Origin of the sequence: Bacillus sp. RZ2MS9 (genome assembly GCF_001816185.2) — a bacterium.
Classification (GTDB): Bacteria; Bacillota; Bacilli; order Bacillales; family Bacillaceae_G; genus Bacillus_A; species Bacillus_A cereus.
Map to the genome: position 1 here is coordinate 1,006,968 of NZ_CP049978.1, position 23,663 is coordinate 1,030,630.

Consider the following 23,663-nt stretch of genomic DNA (forward strand, 5'->3'; position numbering starts at 1 on the left):
AAGCTAAGGCTAAGAAAGGTCAGTTTCAGAAGGGATTTTTTCTTATTCTAAAAACCAGTGCAAATCATTGGGGATTCTGCATATCAAATAAATCCTAACGGGTTTCATTTTTAAAATTAAGCGGCTTAATTATCAGACATGGTCCAATTGTAAACGACACCTAATATATTAAAGACTGTTTTCTCCCTGTATCGATGGGGATTTTCGTCCGTTTCGCTGTAAGAGTTTCAGCAGGCGAAGAAGAATATTTGAAAATCTAATATTTTTTAGAATCGTAACCTTTATAGGTGGAGTTGTATTAGTAAATTCATGATAGCTATAATAAAAATTTTTAAACAATACCAATTAATTTTGTATTTTAAAATTAATACTTGCAAATCCAATACACCTCGTATACAATCTGTATACACATTGTATACAGATTGTATACAAAATGTAACGAGAGGTGAAAATGATGGCAGAAACATATCGTAAAGCTAAGGTATTAAAATTTCTAGACAAATTACGTGAAATGAAAGAGATGAATATAAAATATTCACAAATGTATTTGATAAACTTAAAAGAATTAATTCCTCATATGGAGAATGATATATTTTTTCTGGAAAATGTAGAAGAAATAGAAGATATTTTAGAAAATCTACAGTTTAAGAAAGAGGAAGAAAATATTGTTTTATCAAGAGAGCAACTCATGTTTTTTAAGGAAGCAACTAATGCTATAACAACAATCAAAGATATCAATATTATTTTAGAAGAAGCTGGAGAGTTTTTTGACTTAGATATTCCTGAAAGAAAAGTGAAATCTGGAATGGTAAATTACAAAATTCAATCCATTGATCCAATGGATATGACTGGTATTAAAAAGCAATATTATATTATGTTAGGGGAAATTGGTGTATCATACCCTGATGGAACAGGCGATGAAGAATTTGTAGCGGCTGCAAATAAAGTATTTCTGGAGTATGTTACACATAATGATATTACAAAAGTAGATGATGGTTTTATTGTTTCGCTACCGGTATTTGCTTCTCATCAAGTGATAAAAGATTTAACGAATGCAGATTTAACAGTTCTTGCAATGATTCCTATAAAAGAAAAAGAATAAGAAGTCATAGAAAATAAGTAAATGGCTGAATTGAAAAAGCAAGTATTAGAGATTTTAGAGGAAATATGTGAAACCGATATAATAAAAGAAAGTCCATAAAAAGCTTTGAATTTCTTGAGCAAATAGTTATAATTCATCAAATACAGAAATAGACATACAAAAATACCATCCTTTCCTATGATTCTACAGAAAGAATAGCGTATTTTTTATTTTAGGGGGATTTTTGAAGAAGGAATTAATACAATATGTAAAAATACTCTGCTATCTAGTGAACCGTTTTATACTTTCCGAATAATAGTCAAATAAATGGATGATACTATACTTATATAATCATTATCAGGAGAATCTGCAGATTTGCAGATTCTTTTTTATTTTATCGAAAGTAAACTTTTAGCCAGCAGTTTATTTTCCTACTATTGATTTTTATACGTATTTGGTGAAAAATCAAGGAGCTGCAAAAAAATACTATACCGAAAGTTCGGTATAGTAATGTGCATATCAAAGATCCCACTTTGGTATATCTCCGAAAGAGTCATAAAAATCTATGTTTTTTAATTCAGTTGCAAACTACAAAACTTTTTTTGAAAGAAATGTACATACAAATTATATTTTATTCCATAACTCTCTAACTTTTGTTCATGGTAGTCTGATATTGAAAAAATATAATATTTGGTACGACATCACTTTGTTTTTTTATAAAGTTTTGTAATTAAACTATAATATTGTATTTTTTTTGTATTATTGAAATTAGTAATAATAAAATGTATTATTGAAAAGCACAATTTATAATTCAAGTAATCAGGACTATGCGCCCATTATAATTTGAACATTCAGAAATTATAATATTGTCTAAAAATGAGGTGAGATTCATAGAAACAGTACATATTAAATGGTATGGAATGTATAGTATAAATGATTTTTATAATAGGGAAGAAGCTTCTAAGAAGGGGATATTTGCAATCTCTAGAGTATGTGCTAAGAGTGTAACATTGCTATATATAGGACAAACCAAAAGAAGCTTTATACAAAAGATAAGGGAATTTAATAAGGAGTGGCCTTTCGATGAGAGCGAATTAAAGATTACATTAGGAATAATAGAATTCCCTAGTGGTGAAATTTACTCTGAAAAGAAGGTAAAAGAGATAAAATCCCTTTTGATTTTACGACATACCCCATTAGAAAACGAAACATCTTTATTATACTATAGAGGGAAATTTAATTTAAAAATTATAAATAAGGGAAGAAGAGGTTTAATTGTTAAAAAGCTTTCTACAGGAGATCTAATATGGACATAATTGGAATCACCTTTGAATAAAATTGAAGGTTTCTTAAGTGCAGAAGCTTATCAATTTTTAATGTATTAAACTATTTTGAATAACATATGTCAGATACTTGAAAAAACACAAATTTTATTATGATATGAAATCCTGTATGGAAAGTGTAGTTTATTTCTATTGTTTAATAAAAATATTAAGAATTTTAGGGATAATACATAAAGAGTAGAGGAGAAAGTAAACACGGAGGTTTGAAGAATGGGACAAGTAAGCAGATTTCAAGAAAAACAACAGAATCGTCGTCAAAAGGCAATTTTTAATATTGCATTTACTTTGGTATTAGTGACAGTTGGTATAGTGACATACCAATTGTTTACCCCTTCTAATACATCAACGAAAGCAATTGCTCAAGAAAAGAAAGTAACAAAGATAGAAGAGAAGAAAACTGAAGATAAAGAAACAGCAAAGATAGAAGAAAAGAAAACTGAAGATAAAGAAACAGCAAAGATAGAAGAGAAGAAAACTGAAGATAAAGAAACAGCAAAGATAGAAGAGAAGAAAAATGAAGATAAAGAGGCAGCAAAGATAGAAGAAAAGAAAAATGAAGATAAAGAGGCAGCACAGCTAGAAGAGAAATCAAAAACAGAAAAATCGGTAAAAACGAACGGAACTGAAAATAATGAGGAAGAAAAAACGGCATCTCAAGAAAAGGGTTCTCAAACTAATCCTTCTTGGAAGCCAATTGGTACCGAGCAAGGAGCAAAACCTGAAATGAAATTTAAAGAAGGAACAGTAGATTGGAGTGAGATGAAAAAAGCAATTTCTTATGCTGTTGATGTTCCAGAGAGCCAATTGATTTTCGATTTTATTGGGAATAATGGTAATAATAAAGCCTACGGTAATGTACGAGATAAGCAAAATAATAAAAAATATAAGGTTAATATTGATTGGGTAGAAAATCAGGGGTGGAAACCAGTATCTGTACAAGTGGTAAGATAAATAATAGAAATGTAATGATGTAAATCAGCTGTCCATATGGACAGCTGATTATTTTTTTTGCTTAGCGTATTTTTTTGAAAATGCTGGTGGTACCTCGTTGAGAAACATGAATTAAATCTATATTTTGTTTTATTTACCTCACTACTTTATCCATAACTTCTTTATATTTATAATAGTAATTAGTTTCAAATAAATAGTTGTACGGAAGAAAATGTTCCTTGTAAGTAGTAAGCATCCTTTGCAATTTTAATTTATAATTATTTATAAAAAAGAAAAGACACCCTAAGGTGCCTTCCTTCGACTTGAACCATCTTAATTTTAATAATATATTGGACTCCCATCCAAATATTATTTTACCATGTTAAATTGTTTTATTCATTGAGAAATATAGTTTCATTTTATATTTAAAAGAATTCTATAGGCTAGAACTACCTATTAATTAGGGGGAACTGACATGTTAAGCTAATATTATAATACTTCTAGAACGGAAATTTTGAGCAATATGTATACGAGCCACATATTAAAAAAAAGACACTCTCAAGAGTGCCTCTCCTTAGCAGCCGAATCCGCCGCCCCAACAGCTAGCGCCAACGATGATTAATAAGATGAAGAGCACAACAAGTAAGGCAAATCCGCCGCCGAAACCACAGCCTCCACCACAACTACCGCCATAGCCCATATTAACTCCTCCTTCCATAAAGACCATTTATTAATGGATTTAATTTAATTTATGTTTTTAAGGATGAATGGAGCAGGTCCTTAAAAAAATAAAAGGATTTTAGAAGTTAAAAAGAGTTGACGACCTTATTTTTGTCACCGGTATCCCGCCTTCTACATATTGTATTTTATTCTGTGTATTGGGGGAAGGAGGATCTTATGGCTAATTCTGAGATGATTTTACGTTTACTTACGGATTTAAAGATTGAACAACAATTGCTGAAAGAACAGTTAGAGAAAATGCAAACAGCTGTGACTATTCTTGAAGAAAAATCAGTGACGCTTAAAGAAAAACCAGCGACGCTTAAAGAAAAAACAATGACTCCTGAAGAAAAACCATCTGTTACAAAGCAAAGAGCTTTTTCTGGACGCCCAACATCTTTTCGTGATTGGAGAGCATCTAGTCAAAAAAATTAGGGAATGTTATGTGAAATAAAAAATAAAAAAGTACAGTCTGCTGTAGAAAAGACTGTACTTTTTTATGTTAGTAGAGAATGTTAAGGAAGACGTATTTATTTTGCCTATTCCAATTCCACTTTTAATTGGAGCTCTTTATCTAACTTATCATTATTAAATTTTAAAGTTAATCCTCGCGTGTTTTTCGGTACATCGAATACAATGTTTCCGTCCGAATGTTCATCAGGGCTAACAATACCAAATTTAAATGTAGAGGTATTTGCAGCTTTAAGTACGGATTGATATTCATTGGAAATGTGATATTCTCTTCCAAATCCATCAATTAATTTAAAGTTGTTAATATCTAGTGTAATGGGTTCTTCTTTACGATTATAAACTGCGATGTCTAATACTTTAAAGACACCTTGTGCTTTAACTTCTCCAGTCCCTATAACATCTAATGACTCGGCAGATCCCATTGACATGTATACATCAGAGGAATCTACATTGGTAGGAAGTTCTTTTTGCGAATCCTTGCTGCTAAGTTTGTCATTCTCTGTTTTTTTAGAAGTCGCCTGCTCATTTTTCGCAGGCGCATCATGTGAACCGCAAGCTGATACTCCAAACAAGAATGTGCTACATAATAATGGGGCTAATAACTTTTTGTTCATCGTTTCTTCCTTCCAAAATAGAAGCACTTTAATGAGTGCTATATATTTGTCTTTATATGTATTACATTTTATATCTTATTATATTAATTTTGGAAGGAAAAGGGAAAATATTGTGCATTTCTCTGATTCGAGTTATTTATCCGTCTAAAAGTTGAAATTAAAATGAGCCCCATAAATGATAAACCATTCCACTAACAAAAAACACTAATCCTAAAAATAAAACAATTAAAGCAAGTATTCCATTTTTATTATGTTCCATAAAATTAGCTCCTTTTTCATTTACTTACATACAAAAAGCCTTTAGTCGTAATTATGGCTAAAGGCTTGGATCTTCATACTTTGTAGTTTATAAAAAAGTTGCACTGCTGTATTAATTTGGAATATGATTATTTAAAGAGAAGGTGATGAGTACATGCAGGACAAAAAACAATTCCCGCTTATATCTGGAAATCTCTCATTAGATTTAGTAAATACAGAGCTAGTTAGGCGTGGACAACGTTATGATTTATTAATAACAAATGAAGATGTATTAGAATGGCTACATGTAATAAAGGTTAATCTTCCTTTTTGGAATGAAAAAACATTTATAAGGATTCAAGAGCGCACGAATCAAGTTACATCTAGCATATTAGAGGTAAGAGAAGTACTGAGAAAACAGTTTGAGGCAATTGCTGATCAACAAGAGATTTCTAATGATTTTATTACGTATTTAGAAAAACAAATTGAGAAGGCACCATTTACATATAAAATCATTGAACAACAGCTAGTATCTATCCCGGTTGGAGAAATCGAGGATATACTCGCATCGTTAATTGCATTTGATGCTTTAACGTTAATAGCAGAAAATAAGCTTATTTTCCTTAAAAGGTGTTCAAATCCTGACTGTGTTTTATTATTTATAGATAAGAGTGGGAAACGAAAATGGTGTTCTATGAAAATATGTGGGAACCGGAAAAAGGTAGCAAAATTTCAGGATCGAAAATTTGAAGAAGTCTAGAGAATCAACTTATAACAGTTGATTCTTTTTTTATTCTTTAACTAACCTCTAAAATTGATATTTACAGGTTAGTTATGTCGAGTTATAATTGTTGGTAAATAAAGGAGGAGAACGATGGATAATATAACAGCAACTAAGCAGAAAGATCCTCAACCAATAAGTGTACGATATTTTACAAAAATGAAAGGGAAAGGAAGAAGTCCATTACAAGTAAATATAAAGGACTCTTTAACAGGACTACTAGGGGGATTTTTAACGATTATTACTTTAACATATTTAACGAGCATAACCTCTACAGAATTATTAATGGCTCCATTTGGGGCGAGTTGTGTATTAGCATTTGGAGTTTGGAATGCGCCATTATCTCAGCCGCGTAATATTATTGGAGGACATTTGATTTCAACTTTCATCGGTCTATCAATATATCATTTGTTTGGGAATGAATATTGGACAATTGCTTTAGCAGTGGGGATGGCAATAGCCGTTATGATGTTAACGAGAACGACGCACCCTCCGGCAGGCGCCGATCCGATTATCGTAATTTTAGGGGCAAATAGTTGGAGTTATTTAGTAACACCAGTTTTAATTGGCTCCGTTGTTATTGTAGTTATTGCTTTATTCATTAATAATATGAGTAGTAAAAGAAGTTATCCAACTTTTTGGATGTAGTTTGTGAAGTGAAAAATAATTTAAGTGAGTATTCTATTCTTACTATGTTTTATTTTTTATATAGTAAAAGCCTTAGTCGTAATTGCAGCTAATGACTTGGGGCCTCATACTTTGTAGTTCATAAAGAAAAGACACTTTAAAGTGTCTTCTACAGATTTGAATTATTTAATTCATGTAATTAATATTCGTTAGCATAAAACTCTTTTATTAATTTTATTTCATTTGTATCTGGATTAAACTTAAATATTTTAATTTGATTCGATTCGTCTTTGTATGCAAATGTATTCTCACCAACTTGGGTCATATTGCTGGTGTTTAAGATAGGATCGCTACCGTGATCAGTAATTTCCACAGTTTTCTCACGATCCCAGAATGCAATGACAATAATCAAAATGATAAGACATACCCGTATAAAACGTAATTCTCTTGCAACAGGATGTTCCATCTGTTAGTCCCCTTTACTGTTTGATAGAGTCTGTTTATAAAAGAGATAATTCCTAGGAATATAAATAAAAAAGACACCGTAAAGTGTCTTTTTTATTTTAGTTATGCGCATTACTTAATAAGACGCTAGTTCCTCAGTCTGGCTATGAGTAACTATGTAGGGTAATTCCATTATAACATTTTAACCAGTAATGGGTCTATATGGAATTTTGTTGATTTTCTTTTTGATTATTCAGAATGACTTGCCAAGTATTTGGATGAGGAAAGCAGTGAGACAGAAGCGACTAAACATGTTTTAGAAGAGTGTCTTCTTTTTTGTATCATTGTGAGTAAAGTGTAGAGTTATATTTCCCTTTACACAAACATAACGGTATAATATAGTTAAGTTAAGTAAACTTAACTATTAAGCAAAACGAAATAAAAGCATGGAGGATGCTATGACTAGAACGTATAAAGAAGTAATTAATGAAATGAATCGAGCCTATACGGAACTCTATATTTTACTATTTCAAGATTTAAAGGATGAGTTTGGTCTTACTGGGCAGCAAGAGAGCATGTTATTTCATATTCATTTAAATGAAAACACGACAGCAAATAACATTGCGAGTACGTTTAATATAACGAAAAGTGCTGTGAGCCAAGTTTTATCGAAATTGGAAAAGCAACAGATGATTTCGAAACAAGTGAATCCTAACAATAAAAGGGAGTATTTCCTTACGATCGGTCCAAACGGTAGTAAATATATCGAAAGATTGTCTGAGTTAGATGATGTATTGATCGAGAAATATTTCTCGAAAATTGATATTGGAGCGTTGCAGCAAATGACTGATACGTTAACGAAAATAAATAAAGTGATATTGGAAGAAAAGCAGAAGGATCTTGAGTCTAATGAGTAAGAATGAAGATGAAGCAATTAGTAGAAAGGAGGAGAAGCGTGTGATGAGTTACATACCAAATATGATTACGATAGCAAATTTTGTGTGTGGGCTTTTGGCTATTCACGCTGTTTTCGTTCACGATATGCATGGTGCAGTTATGTTCATTATTACAGGTATGGTATTTGATCTGTTTGATGGTATGGTCGCTCGGAAACTAGATGCTGCTTCGGAAATAGGCGGAGAGTTAGACTCATTTGCGGATTTAGTGACCTTCGGTGTGGCACCATCTATTCTTGCCTATAGTGTCGCTTTAAAAGATTTGCAGTTTATCGGGATGATATGTGCGCTCGCTTATAGTATTTGCGGAATGCTGCGGCTTGCTAGATTTAACACGCAACAAAGCAAACTCCCAACATTCATCGGAATGCCCATTCCATTTGCGGCAATGTGTCTCCTCATTTTATGCCTCCTAAATAACCCAGTTTCCGTGGCATTTGGCACATGCGTACTCGCTTATTTAATGGTGAGCAAAATCAAATTCCCTCATTTAAAAAAAGATATATCGGAAAGCTTGAAGTCCGAAAGATGGGATTAATAGGAAAGATAAGGAGCATAATATGATTCGTATGGCATTAAGATCATTCAACATACAAATATATTGTTTATTAGGCGTGATGTTATTGGGATGGTTGCTGACACCTTTTCCAGCCCAGTTTGTAGGGATAAGCATCGGCCTTTTAGTGAGTATGTACTGCGCCTGGATTTTAGGAAGGCGTATCGAAAAGTTCGGAAATAGCATCGTAAAAAAAGAAAAAGCACCAATGCTCGGCATGATGAATCGGTTTGCAGCCGCCATACTCGGTGCGATTATTATGTATGAAATTGAACACAGTGAGTACATGTGGACATTTGCAGCTGGAATTATGGGTGGGTATTTCCTGATTATTATTAATTTGGGCTATTACAGTATGAGGGATGAGAAGAAATAAAGTGCTGTGTAAATAACTAATTTGGATGATTTGAATGTAAAAGCCTCAAAACTTTCTTTTCTAGAGAGCTTTTTATTACAAAGAAAAGACACCCATATAAGAGTGTCTTTTCCAATAGTTTTTTAGCAGAAGCAAGAAGCTCCAACAATGATTAATAAAATAAACAATACAACTAGTAAAGCAAAGCCGCCGCCACAACCACTACTACAACTACCACCAAATCCCATAATAGTTCCTCCTTTAATAAGAGGGGAAAACAAGGGGTCACTCATGTATTTTAATGGATTCAACTTACTTTATGTTTTTTACACAATAATTGAGCAGGTCCATTTGCAAATAAAGAAAAGACACCCTAAGGTGCCTTCCTCCGACTTGAACCATCTTAATTTTAATAATATTGGACTCCTGTCCGAATATTATTTTACCATGTTAAGTTGTTTTGTAAAATGTTCCATATCGATAATTGCAATAAACGTTTTAGTTTTGGAGTTATGTATCTGTCTAAACGTTGAAATTAATAAAAGTCCGATTGGTGAGGGCTGATTAAAGTTTCACTTTATCGAATTTGGAACTGAAAATGTACTAGCTTGATAATGAAGCCTGGCTATTAGAATTGAAAAATTGTAGTTTTATTATAATTAATAGAAATGAGAGTAGTGTGAATATAAAGCCGCTCCAAATAAGCTGGTGAATACCTAAGTTTGAAATGAACCAGCCTCCAATAGTGGTTCCTAAAGTAATTCCGAGATTTGAGAACGAAACGAATAGACTGTTACCAAATTCAGGTGCTTCTTTAGCTTCACTTATTAACCATGTTTGACCAACAATTAATCCACCAGCATGTACGATTCCCCAAATGAATACTATAAAAATCATTGGAACAAGGTAGGAACCTAAATAATAAACCAATATGTAAACAATAGAATATAGAATAGGGAATGATATTACAGTGTTTATTATGCTTTTTTGCAGGAGACCACCAAATAAATGATTACCTAAAATCATAACTATACCAAATATGAATAGCATGATACTGATGAGAGATCCATTCATGGAAGTTACTTTTGCAAGGTACTCGGCGAAGTAGCTGTATACGGAAAACATGGCTGCAAAAAGGAATGTGACGGTTAAAATATTTAACCATAATCCTGGTTTGCCGAGTATACGAATTTGTTTGCCGAAAGACATTTTTTCTTTAACAGGCATAGAAGGAAGTAGGAGTAGTATTCCAATGAATGCAAGAGTGTTAACGAATGCTCCGAATAAGAAAGCCATTTCGAGTGAAAATTGGTCTGCAAGGTAAGAGGTTAGTGGTATACCTAAAGCGAAACCAACAGTAATTCCCATGAAAACTTTTGTAACTGCTTGACCGCTCTTTTCTGGAGGGACAAGTTTAGCAGCTGTTACAAGAGCGATTGAAAAGAAGAGTGGATGAAGCGCTGCCGGTAAAATACGAAAAACAAGCATGACTTCAAATTGTGTTGTATAAGCGTAGATTAAATTTGAAATAACAAATGTGAAAATTGCTGTTAATAAAATTATTTTGCGATTAATACTAGAGACGAGCAGAATTAAAAACGGACCAGAAATAGCAACAACTAGTGCAAATATACTTACTAAAAATCCAGCTTGTGTAGTTGAAATTCCGAACTTTTCAGTGATTTGTGGTAATACGCCGACAATACACATCTCGGTAGTAATAATTCCGAACACACCTATTGCGAGTGTCAGAATAAGTAAAGGATTTACTTTTTTCATTTATAAAACTCTCCATTCGTATCAGTATTTTGAAAGTAAATTCATTAACAAAGAAGCATTATTATAAGCATGATTGGATGCCAATATTATCAGGAGTATGTAATCTGAAATACAATAACAGATATCTAAATAACTAGATATGATATATTAAAAAAAATTCTCCTTTCGATGTTTCTTGCTTTTACAGGCAGTGCAATTTATAAGAAGTCATTGGATACCTGTAAAAAAGCAGAATGTGTGAAAGCTAATAATCAATTAGTATGCTGATTGATTATTAGCTTTCATTTTATAATTCGTTTTGGACGTATTCAGAAAACTCTCGTATTGTTTTTTCATTTCGACGATAGTAGGTCCATTTTCCAATTCGGTCAGACTCTAGTAAGCCTGCTTTTTTCATAGTTAATAAATAACTAGAAATAACCGATTGAGCTAAGCCAGTTTTAAGCTGGATATCTCCTACACATACTCCAACTTGAAAGTTAAGGTCTTGTTCTAGGTAAGGTTTTTCGTCGAAATGGTTTTCTGGATTTTTTAACCATGATAAAATTTGACATCTTGTTTCATTTGACAATGCTTTATAAATTAATAAAGGTTCCATAAGGATATTATATCTACTTTTATAGATTTGTAAATGGGTTTTAGTGATTTTAAGGGAGGAAGGTATAGTTGATCCCCTTGAATAGGAATAAGATGCTCTTGATTTGTACCCTTTGTAAAGGACATTATAAAAAAAATCGGTAACCTAAAAAAGATGATTTCTGTATGCAAACAGGAGTCATCTTCTGTACATTCTATTGATAGCAAGAGTGATTATAGTACGTCATATATTTCTTAATTTCATGTTTTAACTGAACAAACGATTCACATGATTTTATATATGCTTCATCGGTTAAAGTATTACGAGGATTACGTGCAAAAATGATAATATTGTTAAGTGTAAGCATACTGTTGCCTAGCTATCAATGGTGGATTCCTAAGAAGAGTAATAATAAAACCCAACTGAAGATTTAAGAAAAATTTTATGTTTACCCCACTTTTTATTTTAAAAGTTTCTCCTATCCTATAAACAACAAAGTCATAGATGAAATTGTAAAGTTAGGGGATTCTACATGGATACAGGAGTTTTGATGAGTTATTTGTATACTTATTTTTTTACTATTATGTTTTGTATTGTGTTTCAAATTGGATTTTATTTTAAAGCGAAAAGAACTATATCTATTCTGCATTTTTTGTGGGTATATGTTTTTCTATTCTACCTTTCGCTAGTGTATAGGGTGACGCAGATCGCGACTGTATGGGATATAAGTAGATATGAAACGTGGATTCGTGTAAGTCAAATCAACTTGACTCTATTTGATACGGCAGGTAGTACGACGTATCTTTTGAACATTGTACTGTTTATGCCATTAGGTTTTTTATTACCGACTATTTGGTCGCAGTTTAGAAAAATGAAAAACACCGTATGTGCGGGATTCTTTTTTTCATTGGCAATTGAGTTAAACCAATTATTAAATAATAGAATTACAGATATTGATGATGTATTTACGAATACCCTTGGGGCAATTGTGGGGTATGTAATATATAGAGTTTTATTTAAAATGTTTAAAATGATATGTAAAAGAGAGGAAAAAAGGCTTGATACGAACTCTTCTTTAGTTATAAAATACGAGGCTGTTTTTTGTTTAGTTTTTTCATTTGTAGGTGCGATGTTCATTTATTATCCTGGAGACATGTAAGCCGGCGATCTATTCTAGTTCTTCTCGCTTATACACGGTAAAATATGAATTGTTCATCCTTTTTTCTAACTTAATAGATACAGTTTATGTATGACATGATAGGCAGGTGTAAATGTGTTAAATGTTCAATTATCTCAATACTTACTAAAAGAGTCTAAACCAGCTCTTCATACAGATGAAAAACGAGTGTATATGTTAAAAGATGAAGGGCAATCACCGTATCCTATTTATTTAAATCACCCTATTATGATAGGAGTGGGAACGAATTTGAATCAGCATACAGGATTTGAAGAAATCATTAAAGGATTTATAGGCGCACATAACAAATTTCCTATGTATATGTTATTTGAAACTTATTTATGTAGAGACTTTATTGAAGGGTTTTTAGAAGAGAATAAACTTCATTTTGAGCTAGTTTTTACTAATAAGAAAAAGGATACGAACTTTTTTAAAGTGTGCATTACCAATAGTGATGATATAACCACACTTATGAAGTATTTCTTCCAATCAGCACAAGATTCTCTCTATACGCTATTAAGCTATTCAGCAGACTGTAAGATTATCAGTAATCGTACTGGTGGGATTGAAATAAAAGCGGACAGTTTCTATCCAAGCTTTTCATTTATGTATGATGCGCAAGAATTATTTATTATTGGTGGAGAAGAAAAATGGTCTGATATCCATTATATAAAAAGGTTTTTCCATCTTGAGCAGATTACAGATGAGCTAATTATTGATTTAAGAAAATGAGAGACGAGAGAGAATAAATGAAAAACCCCTCAAGTATAGAACGACATACTTGAGGGTTTTTATGTATGAAGAAGGGCCTTGTATCATATATTTTATTCGTCGTTGCATGTAAGTCATTCGGTTTATAAAAACAATGTGCTAAAGAGAGTAAAGAAGGCTTTTCTATTTTTCCCGAGAATGAAAAGAAATATATAATCTAATTTTCGTGAATGTAATAAGGAGGCAGTAAAATTTGAACAGGAAAATTTGGTTTGTAGTTACTTGTTTTGCATTTTTAGTAGCTAGTTATATTGTTGTCCAATATTTTATTATGGATGGATTTCAAACAGGGCTTGTAAAAGTGAAGCTTATGTTTGGATCTAAATTAAGTGCGTTCTGGTATATGATGCTATTTATACATATTACAACTAGTATAGTAGCATTAGTAATTGGTCCTTTTACATTATCCACTAGATTTAGAGAAAGGAATATCAACCGTCATCGAATAATTGGGAGAATCTATATGGTTGGTATATTATTAGGAGGCGTTTCTGGACTATACCTATCTTTTTATGCTACGGGAGGATTGGTAGCGAAGCTAGGTTTCGGTTTGTTATCTGTATTTTGGCTAACATCAGCATATCAAGCATTAAATAGAGTTAAGAATAAAAAAATTAAAGACCATCGGAATTGGATGATTAGAAATTATTCTTTAACCTTTGGAGCAGTTACATTAAGAATTTGGCTACCGTTGTTTATCGTTCTATTTGGAATAGAGCGCTTTGAACTTAGTTACGCTATTATTGCTTGGTTAGCGTGGGTACCTAATTTAATTGTTGCAGAATTATTCATAAGAAAAAGACTTAATAGGGGAAAATACAAAGGAAATGAGGATTTACATTTTTGATGTGAATTTGCTGTAATATTGAGGGCAGAATTCTTCAGTAATTGAATTTTTAAATAGCTGGATTTCGTTTGTAGATTCAAAAATCCGCTAATTTTATTGAATAAATAGAAAATACTTTCTTTTTTCGTTTATTTAATTTAATATCAATAAGGGCACCAAAAAAATAGATAGAGGTGCTAAAATGTACGGTATTATTAATTATGAAGTGTTTTTACTAACAGGAATTTTATTGAATTTAATTCCTGGTGCAGACACCATGTACATTGTGGGGAGAAGTATTTCACAAGGTAGAAAAGCAGGTGTGTATTCTGTGTTTGGTATTATTACTGGTTCTTTAGTTCATACGTTGTTGGTTGCTTTTGGTTTATCTATTATACTTACAAAATCCATTGTGCTATTTAACACTATTAAGGTTATAGGTGTTATCTATCTTGTATATTTAGGGATTAAAATGATACTTGATAAGACGAATGTAGCTTTCCAGGCCTCGTCCAATAAATTGAACATTAGAAAAATATATATACAAGGGCTTTTAACAAGTCTTACGAATCCAAAAGTCTCTTTATTCTTTATTGCGTTTCTTCCGCAATTTATAGATACAAAGGCTTCAGGTCCTATGCCTTTTATCATTTTAGGACTTACTTTTACAGTAACTGGACTATTATGGTGTTTATTTGTTGCTTATTTCTCTTCATATGTTACAAAAAAATTAAGAGGAAACCAAAAGGTAGGAATGATTCTAAATAAGATAACAGGACTGATTTTTATTGGTATGGGGTTAAAGTTGCTTCAAACAAAAGCTCCTCAATAAACCTGAATAACATAAAAATGCCCCCTTTCAAGAGATGTAATCTTAGGTTTAGGCTAATTTCTACATACTAAAAAGTCCCTTTAACTTTGAAGGGACTTTTTGCTTGTTATTTTGAGTTATTTAAAAATTTATTGCAAGAAACAACCTATACTTTAATTGACGTTGTGCGAGTTTAGCTTGATAGCAATGGGGTAAGCACAGCGGATATTTCAAGGTGAGGAATGATGCAGAGTTTTAAATATTTAAACGTGATGGCATATGGAAAGTAGGAGAAGTTGCCTTTCAATAAATATACGTACAAAAATAGGATGGCCAATTGAAGCCATCCTATTTGTATTACCAACTAGCAGTTTCCGTACTTTCCTTCAACCACTTCACCCAATCCAAATCTTCTACCTTAAGCAAACTGAGCGAAACACCTTTCATATCTAAAGAAGTTAGCAATGTACCAACTTTTACGAATGTAATCTGTAATCCTTCCAGCTCACATAAACGGCGAATGTCATTTGCGAAAATGTATTGCTCCATTAATGGCGTTGCGCCGAGTCCGTTAATAAGGATGGCAAAGTTGTCTCCTTTTCTCCAGCGATAAATGCTTTTAAGTTTGTTCATTAGTTCGATTGCTAATATTTCAGAAGAGGATAGTGCTTCTTTACGATATCCTTTTTCTCCGTGAATGCCGACGCCGTAAAACACTTCATCGTCATTTAATGTGAATGAAGCTTTTCCTTTCACTGGATCGTTTGCAGGTGAAAGAGCAACTCCTAATGTGTGTAAGTTTTCTGTAACAGAACGGCCAATTGTTGTTAGTTCTTCTAAAGAATGACCTTCAAGAGCAGCCGCACCAAGTATTTTTTGAATGAAAACAGTACCAGCGACGCCGCGTCTTCTTTTATTAAAAGAAGCATCATCTTCAATTGAAACGTCGTCATTTACGATGATATGGTCAATTTTTCTTCCTTCTTCTTTAGCGATCTGCTCAGCCGCTAGAAAGTTCTCAACGTCATCTTTAAAGTTTTTAATGATGAATAAAATACTTTTATCTTTTGGCATGAGGCGAGTAGCCGCTACAATTTGTTCCACTGTAGGCGGAGTGAAAATGCTGCCGTTTACTGCCGCTGTAAGCATACCTTTTCCTACATAGCCAATATCAGCGGGTTCATGTCCGCTACCACCGCCGCTTATAATCGCGACGTTTTGCTTTAGTTTTTCGATATCCTTTACATAAATGATGTTATTTGTTTCGTCGTAATTTACTTTGTCGTTATGTTCAAAATAAAAGCCATGCAGCATATCTTGAACGATATGTTGTACATCATTCATAATCTTTTTCATTGCTTTTGCCTCCCTTTAATTACTTTGCTGATTGCTCAAGTAATAGTAGTAATTGATTGTTTATCATATTTTTCATAAGAGAAGACATAATGGAAGGATCTACTTCGCATTTACTTTCAATCCAATCTTTTATTGTTCCAACGAAGCCGTGACTATAAAAGGAGGCAATCGTATTTTTTGTCTCATCAGAAAGGCTGAATCCACAGCTTACAGATAGTTCATCAATAATCTTCATATATAAGTTTTTCGTATGCTCAAATAAATAGTGATTAAACGAGTTTTGCTCAATAACTTTAAAAGCATTTCGGTAAAATTTTTGATTTTCATAAAAGTAATCAAATAATAAATCAAAAATGTTTTCCCATTTTTCATAATCGAGAAAGTCTATAATATTTTCTTTCGTTTCTTCTCTATAAATCCAGCTTAATAGTTCAAATTTATCTTTAAAATGATAATAAAAAGTTTGCCTACGCATTTGACAGTGTAACATAATATCGCTCACTGATATTTTATGAAACGACTCTGTTTCCATTAAATATTTCAATGAGTTCGCGATTATCTTTTTAGAAATTATAGAAGAGGTCATCTGAATCATCCCTAGAATGTTAGTAATATAAAAATCCTATCTATAAATGAGAGCGGTGTCTTTAGACAGATTGTCCATTTTGTCCGTTTACTATAAAACGCTTTCATTTTAACATGAGTAGTAAGAAGAAGATTTCAAATATATCACAATATATTAAAGGAATTGAGGGATAATCACAATGAAAAAGATTATAAACAAACCAGAAACATTAGTAATGGAAATGTGTAACGGAATGGTTATGGCTCACCCAGAGCTTGAACTTTTGAAAAAATATAAAGTGATTAAGAAGAAAGAAATGAACGAAAACAAAGTAACGTTAATTAGTGGCGGCGGTAGTGGCCATGAGCCGGCACATGCAGGATTAGTCGGAAAAGGAATGTTAGATGCGGCGGTGTGCGGAGATGTTTTTGCTTCTCCTTCACAAATTCAGGTATATCAAGCAATTAAAGAAACAGCTAGTAAAAAAGGTACGTTATTAATTATTAAAAATTATAGCGGCGATATTATGAATTTCAAAAACGGTGCGCATTTAGCGACGGAAGATGGAATTGAAGTCGACTACGTAAAAGTGGACGATGATATTGCGGTAGAAGATAGTCTGTATACAGTAGGACGCCGCGGCGTTGCGGGTGTTATTCTCGTTCATAAAATTGCCGGCGCAGCAGCGGAAGCAGGTATGGATTTAGGAGCGGTGAAAGCTGTCGCAGAAAAAGCAGCGGCTAACGTGCGCACAATTGGTTTAGCGTTAACGTCTTGTACAGTTCCAGCGAGCGGATCACCTACTTTCACACTTGCGGAAGATGAAATGGAATACGGCGTAGGTATTCACGGCGAGCCAGGAATTAAGCGTGAAAAAATGTTGTCAGCAGATGAACTAGCGAACCGTATGACAAATGACCTTTTAAAAGATTTAGGAGTAAAAGATGGCGAGGAAATCGCAATTCTAGTTAACGGTTTTGGCGGAACACCACTGCAGGAACTTTACTTATTTAACAATGCAGTGACGCGAGAATTAGCTGCTAGAAACATTAAAATTAATAGAGTATTCGTCGGCAACTATATGACGAGTATCGATATGGCTGGTATGTCTTTAACTGTAATGAAGTTAGATGATGAGTTAAAAACATTACTATCGAAAGAATGTAACACACCAGCGTTTAAAGTAGATGGACCAGTTGAAAGTGTAGAGTATGTAAATGTACTTGAAGAAACAGAAGAGAAGGAAGTTTCATTTGAACTAGAAACAGCAGAAGAACACGCTGTTATTAAAGATAATGTCATTACATTAAACAACATGATTTATCTCGTTGATAAAATGAGCGATATTATCATTAAAAATGAAGTACCATTCTGTGAGTTAGACACGCACGCTGGTGACGGCGATTTCGGAATGAGTGTAGCAAAAGGATTTAAGCAATTAAAACGTGAGTGGCATTCTATTGTAGATCAAGAGAACGTAACAATCGGATCATTCCTTGATGGTTGCTCCATGATTATTATGGAACATTGCGGCGGCGCTTCTGGTCCAATTTGGGGCGGTGCATTCCGCGCAGCTAGTAAAGCAGCAGGCGAGAAGCGTGAGTTAACAGTGAAAGAATTCGCTGAAATACTGCAAGCAGCACTGCAAGGCATCCAATCGATCGGTGAAAGATCATTCGGCAGAGGAGCAGTAGTTGGTGACAAAACGCTTGTTGACGCACTTGCTCCATGTGTAGACTCTTGGTTAGATAGCGCCTCAAACGAAGTAGACGTAAAAACTGCCTTTGAAAAAGGTGCAGAAGCAGCGGTTAAAGGAGCAGAGTACACGAAAGAAATCGTAGCTCGCATGGGCCGCGCTGGTACAGTTGGCGAAAGAAGTTTAGGATACCCTGATGCAGGTGCACATGCGCTTGGAGTTATCTTTACGGAGATTGCGGGTAGTTTGAAATAGGAATTGGAAAGTCCCTCTGCCTTAAGGTGGAGGGATTTTTCTGTAGTTTTCGAGAATAATAGTATGTGTCTTTTTGTATCACCAAAAACGACCGATTTTGGTGATACAGAAGGACATAAATCTTGTTTTTTGTTATGTCTTCATTTACAACGGTTTTCAAAGGAGATATTCTTAGTAAGAAATTATATTGAAAAGAGGTTTTGATTGTATATGATGAAGCTTATTAATCGCTAATTAAAATTCAAACGGATTTTATACTGTAAAAGGTCAAATTAAGGATAATTCCTTGATTTTATTTGTTATACCCTTTTACTAGTAGCGGTTAGAAGACATTATATCTTATCAAAAAATTTCACGATATCTATTCTTTCGGGATAGGTGTATTTATAATAGACAGAAATTTGACCATGAGAAGATGTTTCTTCTTGTGGTCTTTTTTTGTCGTTTTTTGATTCCGGAAGCATGTTTCTATGCCGTTACACCTATTATAAGGCGGTGATTAACGAAAACTTAGTAGTAGATTGTTGTAAGAAATATACACTCTTTTTAGGAAAATATAATAAAAAATGGAGGATTTATCATGAATGAATATCAATTAATTAGTGACTACAAGCAAAATGAAAAATATAAGGAAAGCTTTAATGACCTTGCAAAACATGTATTTGAATTGGATTTTAAAGGATGGTATGACAGGGGCTGTTGGAATGATAACTATATTTGTTATTCTTATGTGGATGGAGATAAAGTCATCGCAAATACATCTATTAATAAAATGAATGTAATCTCTAACGGTAAGGAATATAAAGCAATTCAATTGGGTACAGTGATGACACATCCGGATTATAGACATCAAGGTTTAGCGACTAAATTAATGAATCATATCATTAAAAAATACGAGAAGAATTATGATTTTATATACTTATTCGCGAATGATACGGTGTTAGAATTTTATCCTAAATTTGGTTTTGAAAAGGTGCAAGAAAGTAGCTTCAGCTTGAAGGTTTCAAATATGATACGTCAAATAGATAAAAAGTAAGATTTACGAAAGTTAGATGTTAATAATCAGGCTGATTTTGAGCTGATGAAGGAATATGAAGCCGAAAGAATTCCGGTGTCTTCTAGATTAGGTTTGAAAAATAGTAACATTATTCACTTTAATATATTAATTATTTTTTGTTGTCTTGTTAGTTAAAGGGGTACTTAGTACAAAAAATAACCGTAGATAGTAGCACGAACACTGTTCTTGTTATAATTAATTTTTTTCAGAACGTCTATAATCCTCTTTTAAAAAATATATGTAAATATAATAAAAAACGAATGATTAATAGAAATATTCTACACCACTCGTTTTTTATCGGACTTCTTTTTATTGTACTTTTATTTTCTTTATGAGTTATTAGAAAAATAATTGTCTATATAAGTCTTTATTTTTTCAAAATTCTTTTCCATAAATAAGATTGCTGGTACTTCAATTATTGGAAGATTATTTTCATTATCAAAAGCTGGACACGGTTTGGGAACTACCAAATAGTCAACTGAGTTTTTATCCCTAATATAATTAATTGAAACATCATAATACTTAGAGAAATATTCCTTCAAATCATCCTGATTCCTTAAAAATGGTAGAGAAAATATTGAACCATAATTTATACCAGCGTCGACAATTAATACAAAGCATATTTTTTTCATAATACACCCTCCTCATATAATAAGTTTTAAGTTAATAACTGTTCCTTGAAAATTAAATAGTTTTTATCTTCAAGAGCTACATCAAAAAATGATGTATGGGTAAAATTTAGTCTTGGATACTGGGGGATTTCCCTAGATAATAGAGGTATAGAAATGGATCCATCGGGAATATGCTTACTCCCCCTGTAGTTCGACCACGTTAAAAGACTGTGACCCAGACCAAAATGCACTGCATACGCACAAGCTGTATCGGTTTCCTTCATTTACCTCTCATAGTGGTGGGAGGGCAGCTAAAAAGAAGTCCTGGTGGAAGTTTTGGAAATTAGTACCATTTTTTAATTAATACAAGTAAAAGAGACCTTATAGGGTGTTTTACTGTTTTCGCTCACATGGATTGTCTTATACATCTAAGTTGTTTCTACATAAATATCTGTAATCTCACCTATTACTATATCTTTAAAAATTTCCAACAGAACCAATAAACCGTTATAAAAAGTATTTAAAATAATAACAAATAGGTATAATAATTCCCACTATAGAAAATACAATACTTCCTAAATTAAATGCAGAAAGTTTCGCACGATGAACTTGAATTTCACCTAAATCTACCCCTCCACTAAAATGCTTATCCATAACTTTAGCGACGTTTTGTTGTTGATTAACAAAATAAGGTATTAGCCATATACAGCAGAATAAAATAATACTACCAAAAAAGAGTGTGTCAATAATTGAAGCTCTCCAATTTAATGAAGTAATGACTATGAGAACAAATTCTCCTACCATAACAATTACCATAGTTACTACATATCTGGATTTTTCAGAAACGTTTTTAAATACAGTCTCGTCCAGAATTTTTTCTATTTTAGTCCATATTAAACTGATTAACACGATTAGGCTAATTAAGAAAATAGTAAATAAAGCTTTAACTAAAAGATACTCAAATACCACCGACACCACCTAATAATTTCTAAATTAGAATGTAAAGTTGATTTTTTTTACTCTATTAAAAGATTAAATTCAATAATCTATTAACTAGCTTATCGAAAAATTTATTGATTTAAAGATACAACGCTATATGTATTAGTTATATAGGATAAGATCTCCCAAAATTCCTTTTCTAATATATATATCTTCTAATCGTTGTTGGACTTCAATTGTCTAAATATTTTATTTAGCACTTTATATTACCTAAGGGTTCGAATTTTCTGAATTAAAATTCCGTGATATTGTTAAGAAAATAATTATTATTATGATATCTCGATGTAATTGCTGCTAATGCTTTATCTTCAAGGGGAAATATAAGGTTTTCGTTACCGTAATACTAATAATAACCTAACAAACTGAATATTTACCAGAAAATACTAAAATGTATCCCTTAGCAATTTACAGTATAATACACTTTTAGAAAAAAATCGAATATTTAAGTATTTCCTTATTAATAATATGAATTAATAGAATGTTTATATTATTATACGGATTAAAGATAGCTCAGCTGTGGTGATCTTTATTCATTTTTTCTAGAGTTTATATTAACTTAGCAAACTTTGTAACAGAACCATATATAAGAGCAAATATGATAAAAGCAATATCACAAGTTTTTTATTTTTATACAGTAACCATTTGTTAGCCAATCCCTTCTCTTGATTCGGAATATTCTGTTGTTTTTTATCGATTTACAATTAGAGGTTGAACTATTATGTAATTTGCATAATTATGGTAATTTTTAGATAAATAGAAGTAGTTGAGGAGGACGTAGTGATATGAGCACAAATATTTTAATGCATGAAGCAGTTATGCAACAACTTAATGATTTTTATCAAATGATGTTGTCGCAGCAAATTGAATAAGCATGAAAAAGTTAGTGATTATTTCGATGTATGTTACGAAGCGAAACAAAAACTACTAAGCAAAGGGGCGTTAAAATAATGAAGAAGCTTATATTAGCGACGTTAGGATTAGTGATAGTATTATCATTTAGTAACAATACAGGTGATACACAACATGCTCTAAAAAAGGAAGAAATTATACAATATTCACATGCTGATCATTTTTAATATCTCATTAACAAAGGGACTCCAATTATGGAGTCCCTTTGTTAATGAGATATTGCTTTAGTTTATCTAATTGTAATAATGTTTGTAAAAAGTGTAGATATTTTCTAAATTTGCAGAGGTAATTATTTGTTAATCTTTTAAAACATTGGCTTAGTAATACCGAGGGTTATTATAGATATATTAATCATATAATTTGTCCATATCAAAATGAACGTTTTTTGCATCTAATATATTGTAAATATATTTTATTTTGGAAGGATCTGATTATATGGCTCATAAATCTACTGGAGTGTTTCGAGTTCCAGTTTCTGAAAATGGGATTATTCCAACTGCTCTCAACATTATGTTAAACAATGATTCACGCTGCCATACTAGTAATGTAACGGTAACTGTTAAGAGAAGTCAAAACACCTTTTTCCCAACTCAAAATGAATTAGTTGAAATCTCTCGTACTTTTGTTTCTTTAGAACCAAACAGAACAACTAAGATTGTGTTGTTTACTCCAGAATTTCAAGTAGAAGATTTCCTTGATGTCATCATTAGTGGAAATAAAGAGGATGTTAAGGATGTTCTTGTATATTCTTTCTTAGCAGATTCAGTAGGTCACAATCTGCCATCTACTGTTTTCAGAAATGCAGAATACACTTTTGCTTGCTGACACTGTGATGATGTATTTTTTACTGTCGTATATCTGAATTGAAATGTTACAAGTAGCAATTCACGGCATACAATCTATCGGTGAAAGATCGTTCGGCAGAGGAGTGGTAGTTGGTGAAAGAAGTTTAGGATATCCAGATGCAGGGGGTTTTCTTAATATTGTTTTTTGATATATATTGCTAAATATGTTCCCATAATTCATTCTATTGTATTGAGAATAATGTCATCTACATCAAAAAAACAGCTTATAAAAGGAACTAGTATTTGAGGTGGGTTTATTAACGAATTTTACATATAGCATGAATGAAAATGAGATAAATAAAACAATATCCCCT

27 protein-coding genes and 2 pseudogenes are annotated in these 23,663 nt (G+C 32.4%); 18 read left to right on the forward strand and 11 right to left on the reverse strand.

All coding sequences use genetic code 11. The features are described from left to right. The first annotated feature begins 451 nt into the window (after positions 1-451). The 3 genes from BHV55_RS05205 (at position 452) to BHV55_RS05215 (ending at position 3,375) form a co-directional block, all read left to right on the forward strand. Positions 452-1,102 (forward strand): glycoside hydrolase family 18 protein, encoded by a 651-nt coding sequence (locus tag BHV55_RS05205; RefSeq protein ID WP_002100801.1) that lies wholly within the window; start codon positions 452-454, stop codon positions 1,100-1,102. Between the two features lie 860 nt (positions 1,103-1,962). Beyond that, positions 1,963-2,397: a hypothetical protein gene (locus BHV55_RS05210; protein WP_002098761.1), complete on the forward strand. Its 435-nt coding sequence runs from the start codon at positions 1,963-1,965 to the stop codon at positions 2,395-2,397. 237 nt (positions 2,398-2,634) lie between these two features. Continuing rightward, positions 2,635-3,375 (forward strand): YrrS family protein, encoded by a 741-nt coding sequence (locus tag BHV55_RS05215; protein ID WP_000532034.1) that lies wholly within the window; start codon positions 2,635-2,637, stop codon positions 3,373-3,375. A gap of 553 nt (positions 3,376-3,928) precedes the next feature. Here the strand turns inward: BHV55_RS05215 and BHV55_RS05220 are convergent. Then, positions 3,929-4,054, reverse strand: a complete 126-nt coding sequence (locus BHV55_RS05220) for a YjcZ family sporulation protein (protein ID WP_000540377.1) — start codon at positions 4,052-4,054, stop codon at positions 3,929-3,931. Positions 4,055-4,251: 197 nt separating this feature from the next. Here BHV55_RS05220 and BHV55_RS05225 point away from each other — a divergent pair, with 197 nt between their 5' ends. Next, positions 4,252-4,509: a hypothetical protein gene (locus BHV55_RS05225; protein ID WP_000013694.1), complete on the forward strand. Its 258-nt coding sequence runs from the start codon at positions 4,252-4,254 to the stop codon at positions 4,507-4,509. A 104-nt stretch (positions 4,510-4,613) separates the two neighbouring features. Here the strand turns inward: BHV55_RS05225 and BHV55_RS05230 are convergent, their stop codons facing one another. Then, positions 4,614-5,159, reverse strand: coding sequence for a DUF4352 domain-containing protein (locus tag BHV55_RS05230; RefSeq protein ID WP_003312697.1), 546 nt, complete (start codon positions 5,157-5,159; stop codon positions 4,614-4,616). A 412-nt stretch (positions 5,160-5,571) separates the two neighbouring features. Here BHV55_RS05230 and BHV55_RS05235 point away from each other — a divergent pair, with 412 nt between their 5' ends. Together BHV55_RS05235 and BHV55_RS05240 are read left to right on the forward strand one after the other, a co-directional pair. Then, entirely contained in the window at positions 5,572-6,156 is a 585-nt protein-coding gene (locus BHV55_RS05235; protein ID WP_003312696.1) for a CGNR zinc finger domain-containing protein, read from the forward strand. 114 nt (positions 6,157-6,270) lie between these two features. Beyond that, complete coding sequence (locus tag BHV55_RS05240) at positions 6,271-6,825, forward strand: HPP family protein (protein ID WP_048567718.1); 555 nt, start codon at positions 6,271-6,273, stop codon at positions 6,823-6,825. Between the two features lie 178 nt (positions 6,826-7,003). Here the strand turns inward: BHV55_RS05240 and BHV55_RS05245 are convergent, their stop codons facing one another. Beyond that, on the reverse strand, positions 7,004-7,270 hold the full coding sequence (locus BHV55_RS05245) for a YmzC family protein (protein WP_000400965.1): 267 nt from the start codon (positions 7,268-7,270) through the stop codon (positions 7,004-7,006). A 436-nt stretch (positions 7,271-7,706) separates the two neighbouring features. Here BHV55_RS05245 and BHV55_RS05250 point away from each other — a divergent pair, with 436 nt between their 5' ends. The 3 genes from BHV55_RS05250 to BHV55_RS05260 are packed head-to-tail and all read left to right on the forward strand — an operon-like array spanning position 7,707 to position 9,136. Beyond that, positions 7,707-8,165: a MarR family winged helix-turn-helix transcriptional regulator gene (locus BHV55_RS05250; RefSeq protein WP_000198950.1), complete on the forward strand. Its 459-nt coding sequence runs from the start codon at positions 7,707-7,709 to the stop codon at positions 8,163-8,165. After that, complete coding sequence (gene pssA, locus BHV55_RS05255) at positions 8,158-8,742, forward strand: CDP-diacylglycerol--serine O-phosphatidyltransferase (protein WP_134995094.1); 585 nt, start codon at positions 8,158-8,160, stop codon at positions 8,740-8,742. The genes BHV55_RS05250 and pssA overlap by 8 nt, the downstream gene beginning before the upstream one ends. 22 nt (positions 8,743-8,764) lie before the next feature. Further along, positions 8,765-9,136, forward strand: coding sequence for an ATP synthase subunit I (locus BHV55_RS05260; RefSeq protein ID WP_000620583.1), 372 nt, complete (start codon positions 8,765-8,767; stop codon positions 9,134-9,136). Positions 9,137-9,258: 122 nt separating this feature from the next. Here BHV55_RS05260 and BHV55_RS05265 read toward each other — a convergent pair whose 3' ends face one another. The 4 genes and pseudogenes from BHV55_RS05265 to BHV55_RS05280 form a co-directional block, all read right to left on the reverse strand. After that, entirely contained in the window at positions 9,259-9,363 is a 105-nt protein-coding gene (locus BHV55_RS05265; RefSeq protein ID WP_000505689.1) for a YjcZ family sporulation protein, read from the reverse strand. A 355-nt stretch (positions 9,364-9,718) separates the two neighbouring features. Then, positions 9,719-10,894: an MFS transporter gene (locus BHV55_RS05270; RefSeq protein ID WP_070757261.1), complete on the reverse strand. Its 1,176-nt coding sequence runs from the start codon at positions 10,892-10,894 to the stop codon at positions 9,719-9,721. A gap of 286 nt (positions 10,895-11,180) precedes the next feature. Beyond that, a complete protein-coding gene (locus BHV55_RS05275) occupies positions 11,181-11,492 on the reverse strand; it encodes an ArsR/SmtB family transcription factor (RefSeq protein WP_000433539.1) in 312 nt (103 codons plus the stop codon). Positions 11,493-11,685: 193 nt separating this feature from the next. Next, positions 11,686-11,787, reverse strand: a pseudogene (locus BHV55_RS05280) (TetR family transcriptional regulator); the annotation flags it as partial. A gap of 216 nt (positions 11,788-12,003) precedes the next feature. Here BHV55_RS05280 and BHV55_RS05285 point away from each other — a divergent pair. The 4 genes from BHV55_RS05285 (at position 12,004) to BHV55_RS05300 (ending at position 15,077) form a co-directional block, all read left to right on the forward strand. Continuing rightward, positions 12,004-12,630 carry a VanZ family protein gene (locus BHV55_RS05285; RefSeq protein WP_000379423.1) on the forward strand — a complete coding sequence of 209 codons (627 nt, stop codon included), beginning with the start codon at positions 12,004-12,006 and terminating at the stop codon, positions 12,628-12,630. 114 nt (positions 12,631-12,744) lie between these two features. After that, on the forward strand, positions 12,745-13,380 hold the full coding sequence (locus BHV55_RS05290) for a hypothetical protein (protein ID WP_000935784.1): 636 nt from the start codon (positions 12,745-12,747) through the stop codon (positions 13,378-13,380). Positions 13,381-13,612: 232 nt separating this feature from the next. Further along, positions 13,613-14,266: a DUF2306 domain-containing protein gene (locus tag BHV55_RS05295; protein WP_070757260.1), complete on the forward strand. Its 654-nt coding sequence runs from the start codon at positions 13,613-13,615 to the stop codon at positions 14,264-14,266. Positions 14,267-14,447: 181 nt separating this feature from the next. After that, entirely contained in the window at positions 14,448-15,077 is a 630-nt protein-coding gene (locus tag BHV55_RS05300; RefSeq protein WP_000274247.1) for a LysE family translocator, read from the forward strand. Positions 15,078-15,413: 336 nt separating this feature from the next. Here the strand turns inward: BHV55_RS05300 and dhaQ are convergent, their stop codons facing one another. Beyond that, positions 15,414-16,412 (reverse strand): DhaKLM operon coactivator DhaQ, encoded by a 999-nt coding sequence (gene dhaQ, locus BHV55_RS05305; RefSeq protein WP_000723342.1) that lies wholly within the window; start codon positions 16,410-16,412, stop codon positions 15,414-15,416. Positions 16,413-16,431: 19 nt separating this feature from the next. Beyond that, entirely contained in the window at positions 16,432-16,998 is a 567-nt protein-coding gene (gene dhaS, locus BHV55_RS05310) for a dihydroxyacetone kinase transcriptional activator DhaS (RefSeq protein WP_000204212.1), read from the reverse strand. A 178-nt stretch (positions 16,999-17,176) separates the two neighbouring features. On the opposite strand from dhaS, the gene dhaK reads away from it, so the two are divergent. Then, positions 17,177-18,928: a dihydroxyacetone kinase subunit DhaK gene (gene dhaK / locus BHV55_RS05315; RefSeq protein ID WP_070757259.1), complete on the forward strand. Its 1,752-nt coding sequence runs from the start codon at positions 17,177-17,179 to the stop codon at positions 18,926-18,928. A 580-nt stretch (positions 18,929-19,508) separates the two neighbouring features. Continuing rightward, the gene (locus BHV55_RS05320) at positions 19,509-19,964 is read left to right on the forward strand and encodes a GNAT family N-acetyltransferase (RefSeq protein ID WP_076775411.1); all 456 of its coding nucleotides are present in this window, start codon (positions 19,509-19,511) and stop codon (positions 19,962-19,964) included. 350 nt (positions 19,965-20,314) lie between these two features. On the opposite strand, the gene BHV55_RS05325 is transcribed toward BHV55_RS05320, so the two are convergent. Together BHV55_RS05325 and BHV55_RS05330 are read right to left on the reverse strand one after the other, a co-directional pair. After that, positions 20,315-20,617: a hypothetical protein gene (locus tag BHV55_RS05325; RefSeq protein ID WP_000717611.1), complete on the reverse strand. Its 303-nt coding sequence runs from the start codon at positions 20,615-20,617 to the stop codon at positions 20,315-20,317. Positions 20,618-21,103: 486 nt separating this feature from the next. After that, positions 21,104-21,574, reverse strand: a complete 471-nt coding sequence (locus tag BHV55_RS05330) for a hypothetical protein (protein ID WP_016109377.1) — start codon at positions 21,572-21,574, stop codon at positions 21,104-21,106. Between the two features lie 968 nt (positions 21,575-22,542). Between BHV55_RS05330 and BHV55_RS27650 the strand changes: the two genes are divergently transcribed. The 3 genes and pseudogenes from BHV55_RS27650 to BHV55_RS27840 all read left to right on the forward strand — a co-directional run. Beyond that, entirely contained in the window at positions 22,543-22,671 is a 129-nt protein-coding gene (locus tag BHV55_RS27650) for a hypothetical protein (protein ID WP_000733538.1), read from the forward strand. A gap of 268 nt (positions 22,672-22,939) precedes the next feature. Further along, entirely contained in the window at positions 22,940-23,329 is a 390-nt protein-coding gene (locus tag BHV55_RS05335) for a hypothetical protein (RefSeq protein ID WP_048567818.1), read from the forward strand. Between the two features lie 40 nt (positions 23,330-23,369). After that, positions 23,370-23,456: pseudogene (locus BHV55_RS27840) on the forward strand (dihydroxyacetone kinase, ATP-dependent); the annotation flags it as partial. Positions 23,457-23,663: the final 207 nt, after the last annotated feature.